At 32.3% G+C, this 5,087-nt stretch carries 4 protein-coding genes and 1 pseudogene; all 5 read right to left on the reverse strand.

Annotated elements, in window-relative coordinates; translation table 11 throughout:
- A partial coding sequence (locus F6K22_RS31070; protein ID WP_293107142.1) for a tetratricopeptide repeat protein occupies positions 1-1,477 on the reverse strand: 1,477 nt, incomplete at its 3' end.
- Positions 1,470-2,378: a hypothetical protein gene (locus tag F6K22_RS31075; protein ID WP_293107145.1), complete on the reverse strand. Its 909-nt coding sequence runs from the start codon at positions 2,376-2,378 to the stop codon at positions 1,470-1,472. The genes F6K22_RS31075 and F6K22_RS31070, both read right to left, overlap by 8 nt.
- Positions 2,379-2,384: 6 nt before the next feature.
- Positions 2,385-2,798 carry a P-loop NTPase family protein gene (locus tag F6K22_RS31080; protein ID WP_293107147.1) on the reverse strand — a complete coding sequence of 138 codons (414 nt, stop codon included), beginning with the start codon at positions 2,796-2,798 and terminating at the stop codon, positions 2,385-2,387.
- Between the two features lie 153 nt (positions 2,799-2,951).
- Positions 2,952-3,092: pseudogene (locus tag F6K22_RS31085) on the reverse strand (glutathionylspermidine synthase family protein); the annotation flags it as partial.
- Between the two features lie 153 nt (positions 3,093-3,245).
- On the reverse strand, positions 3,246-4,610 hold the full coding sequence (locus tag F6K22_RS31090) for a CHAT domain-containing protein (protein ID WP_293107149.1): 1,365 nt from the start codon (positions 4,608-4,610) through the stop codon (positions 3,246-3,248).
- Positions 4,611-5,087 lie beyond the last annotated feature (477 nt).

The following is a 5,087-nucleotide window of genomic DNA, read 5'->3' on the forward strand; positions in this document are numbered from 1 at the left end:
TAACATTTTGCAAACACAATATTGCTTGTTCAAGATTTTCCGCTTTATCTCCTCTTATTCTTTGTCGATAAGCATTACCTAGATTGTTTTGGGTAGTTGCCCAATCTTCAGGAAAATTTTCTTTAGTATAAATTTTTAAAGATTGATAAAAACAATTAATAGCTCGCTCTAAATTTTCTCCTTTCTCTCCATATATTCTATATATATAAGCATTGCCTAAATTATTTTGAGTTTTTGCCCAATCTACAGGAAAATCTTTACAAGTACGAACTTGTAAAGCTAGGAAATAACCTCTAATAGAATTTTCTAGATTTTTTCCTCTTTCTCCTCTTATTCTTTGAGTATAAGCAATAGCTAGATTATTTTGTGTAGTTGCCCAATCTTCAGGAAAAGTTTTACGAGTTCTAACTTCTAATGCATAGTTATAACAAGCGATCGCCTGTTCTAAATTTTCAGCTTTATTGCCAAAAATACGATTACTATAAACATAACCAAGATTATTAAGAGTAGTTGCCCATTGTTCCGGAAAATTCTCGCGGGGACGAAATTTTAAAATAGTTTCTAATCCAGTAATTGCTATTTCTAAAATATTTGACAATCTTCCCAGAGGGAATTGAGAAATATCTATACACAGATTTTCTACTATCCCTACAATTGCTTCTTTTTCTTCTGGATTAACTTCAGAACAAGTATCAATTATCCACTGCTGTAAAAGTTGGGCAAAAAAGTCATCTAATTTATCAACATTAAATTTAACAACAGAGTAGATAAATTTTAAATCTCCATTATTTTCATATTCTAATAAGAGAAGCTTTTCCAAAAACGAAATATACTCTTGAGTATCTAGATCTTTCTTTTGATAAAACAATGCAGAATCTTCAGATACTTTCCTTTGTTTTTCCTGCTCAAGATAACGTTCAAATGGAACATAATATTGTAGTAAATCAATTTCGTTATCTACAGGAAACTCAAATACTCCAGAACGCCAATCAAAAAAATCTGGGGCACGACGCACTAAATATTTTAAGGTGTATTTCCTGACTATAAAAACTAAACAGCAATTAAAATCATCTCTAAATCTTTCCCTTTGCCAATTTAGATGACCTAATAAGTATGATACCGAACCTTTTTCGTGAGAAACTTTCGGTTTTTCTAGGGTGCGTTTAATATAATCCTCTAAAGCTAAAGACTTTTCAATACCACTAATAAATAAGATATCAATTGGATTATCTCTAACCTTCTCTTCAATCAAGTCATATAAATTATCAATAGAATGTTCTAATTTTAAAATCCCAATTTTTTTGTCTGGAATATCTTGCTTAACTTTGTCAATAATCCAACTTTCCTGTACAGGAGAACACTTGACAAATAAAATACCAAAACCTTCGCGCCAAGATATATCGCGTTTCAGGGTCAGATAAATTTCTTTTTCATCTGGTCTAAATTTTTCTATGGGACTGACTAAGTTATTACTCATTAGAAATTAATCTATTTAGTGCAGATTGAAACTCAGATGTTCCTTCAATTAAAGGATGAATATCATACCAACGTATAGGATTATCTTCTGCATCAACATCTCGATATTCCAATACACAACGACGGAATAATAAACTGCGATATTCTTCATCGTTAGGAATATTTTTTGAGCGATAAACTGTAGCTAACTTATCCCATTCTTCAGAATTAACTGCATTTCGATAAGTGCCATCTCTAGCATCGCTAATAGCACGATTCACTGCTTTTATATTTATCGGAAAATCATCAACTTGACGCATAGCAGATTGCATTAATAACATCAAATCTCGGACATGACCGCCAGTCATCTGACAAAGTTTTATCCGAGTTTCTGAATTATCAAAAATTTGAGTATCAATATCAATTCCAGGGTCAATCAAATGAACCCTTTTTTCAATAATTTCCTTTAGTTTATCTAATCCTTTCCCATAAGATTCATTTTGACGATTTTTGACCATAATCATTGGTAAAACTTGGGGACTTGCATAAATATTTCTTAGTTCAGTTGCTTGACTTGAATAGGCTAAAGAAATAGGAATTGTATAAACAACATGACAGTTTAAGGCAGTTAACTGATTACTATAATCCAGAAATATTTCATCGTGACTTGTTCTTTCATTACCTCTTTCAATAGGTATGATTCTATCTAAATTATCAGGAATCACAACTATTTTTGATTCTGCTTCTGGCAATTTTTTTTGAGTCTCTTCAATAAATTCATTTAAAGCCGCAATTAAAGAAACACTATGATTATCAACCTGTCTTCTAATAGTTTCACGAGTACTAGGAATGCGTCTCAAACTTGTAGTTAATTTACTAAAAACATTAATTTTAGATTCAATACTTAGCTTTTCAAACTCCACATCTGATCAAGCTAAATCCTTTAATTCATGCCATCGAGACTGTAACCAATCTAATAAAAGATTAGGAGAAGCATAAGCTTGAAGCTTCTCCAAAATGTTGCGAGTACAAGCCAAAATAATGTCAGTATATTGAACGTCTAATTCATCAATATCTCCTTCCGTTGCTGGAAAATAAACCACAAAACAACCATTTTTTTGTAAATAATCTTCTAGGCGTAATAATTCTGTTGATTTACCTACACCTCGATGCCCAGTATAAAGTTGACAGGTAGGCTTATCTGAGTAAATAATAGTTTTACCAATTTCCTTAAAAATATTATCATCTCCCCTCACTTCACTACAGTTTACATAAGCTGGATCGTTGGCAGTTAAGGGTTCAAATGGGTTAAATTGATTATATATGTTTTTAATTAAACTCATAAGCTGGTATCTATAGGAAGATTTATTAGTGTATACTAACTCTCTAAGATTTAGATTTTAGCATAATAACTCCAGATAGAAAAATAGAAATAGCAATTATGTAATTTCAAAAGAAGAACAAATATTTTTAGTAGTTCATTAAAACGCAAGTTTCTAACTAAAATAATGAGGCACAAATCTACTCAAATCTTGAGTCACAATTTCCTGGTCTTCCCTAACACAAATACCAGCAGCTTCTCCACCAATAACCCAAGCACCAATAATAGGATAATAACCATCAAAATTCGGCAATTGATAATAAGATTGGGCGTTGCTGAATTAATGTATGATTTTGAAATTAGGGAGTTAGGAATTAGGAATATGTTGTCTTTTTTGCCTAGGAAACAAGTAGTTTCAGAGGTAAATATTTATAATTCATACCTAGATTATGCAACGCCCAAATTTTACTTACCAAGGATTACCAATTAATGTAAAAGCTGACCAATAATAAGGGTGGGAAAAAGTTTCATCACCAAATTCTGCTAATTCTGGTGGTAGTTGTAATTCCCCTCCAGTTCCGCTTAACTCACCCATATTTATACCTGCTTTTCCTTTTAACATCACAATTTGAGCTTGTCGGAGTGCTTCTGCTTTTAGAGGTATCTTTTGCAAATGCTGATAAAATTCTGTCATTAATGCTAATGTTCCAATATCACTAACATTCCACAAACTTGCTAATGCGGATCTGACTCCCGACTTTACTGTTAACCCGGCAAAACCCAATTCTGCTTGTTCATCTCCCAATGCAGTACGACAAGCACTCAAAACTAATAATTCTACTGGTGGTTGATTTAGTTTTAACTTTTCTACTTCATCTAAGCTAATTTGTTCATCATCCCAAAACTGGATATAAGACTTATCAGGTTTTCCTGGTCTAAACTCAGCATGGGTGGCTAAATGAACTATTTCATAAGATTGTTTTTGTCGTTGTTGTTGTAAATTTTTAACTGTAAATTCTTGATTGATAAATGCTTTACCTTCCCACAAAAATTGTGTAATTTTATTTATTTCTACTGGTACTGCTGGTAAAGATTCTAATTCTTTAAATTCTGATGCTCCCATTGCTAAAATTTGTGCATTTTTAATTTTATTATAGTTAGTATCTATCAGATTAAATGCTGGAATCCGAGAAATAGCATACTTTTCTATAATAAAATTTTCTCCATCATGTAATACTGCTAATGGTAAAGTCCGCAAATTCATGCCTAAGCAGAACATTATGGTATCTATTTTTTCTGTTTGTAGTCTAGATTCTAATGGTTTTACCATCCATTCATAGAGTTTTTGAGCAGGCTCTAGATATGATGTAGTATCGCGTTTTCTGGGATTTATTATTTCTATATTTAGCCTTATAACTGTATTAATTAACTTTTGCCTGTCTGCATCTATCACACTATAAACTTCTGGTTTTTTGCCAGGAGTTATTAAGATTAACTGCATTTGTTTTTCCCGTTGCCAAACCCAGATAACAGCAGGTTTTGTGCCCGTTTGTTTAGATAAATTAGTGAGAGTTTCAGCTATATCTTCAGCCGTTATTGAAAAGTCAGCCAGATTTTCATCAAAGTAATTTTCATAGTCTCTTTCCCAATGTTTCTCAACTTCATTGACTGCTTGAATAAAGTCTTTTTGTTGCAAAAACATTTCCCAGTCTTCTTCTTTCACAGCAATCGCTGATTGTTTTGGTAAAATAATGTTTAAGGTAATGGTACTAACAAAAATTAATGTAAATAAGAAACAAAAAATAATTCTTTTTTTCCATTTCTGATGAAACATAATTTAACTTCACAAATTACTGTTACTGGTTTAAGTATACTTGTTATAAATAGGGTCTGCTGAATAAGTATTTTGGGGAGGGGCAGGAGTCACTTCAGTTATAAGTTAGCCTCCTACAGAGGAGCTTCGCTAACAGTTATCGGTAAAGTTAGTAGTAAAGACACCCAGAAATTTGAAATGGGAAGTATGTTGAGATGATAACTTAATATTATATCATCTCTAGATGAACAGTTATAAATAATTAGGTCAGAATTAGGAGCTAGAAGAGGAGGAAGAAATAAGGTATTATGACGAGAAGGAGGATTCAACAATTAATAATTAATAATTAATAATTACCTCTCCTTGAAAACTGATAGGATTGACGAACAGGAAAAATTTTTTCTTCTCAAGGGGAGATTGGATATGGCGCACTTCGGAGCGGCTCTGCATTCTTAGGGAGACCTCGCCATCCCATCCTAACGGACTGCGAGCAATTCA

The organism is Okeania sp. SIO2F4, assembly GCF_010672385.1.
In the GTDB taxonomy this organism is placed as follows: domain Bacteria; phylum Cyanobacteriota; class Cyanobacteriia; order Cyanobacteriales; family Microcoleaceae; genus Trichodesmium.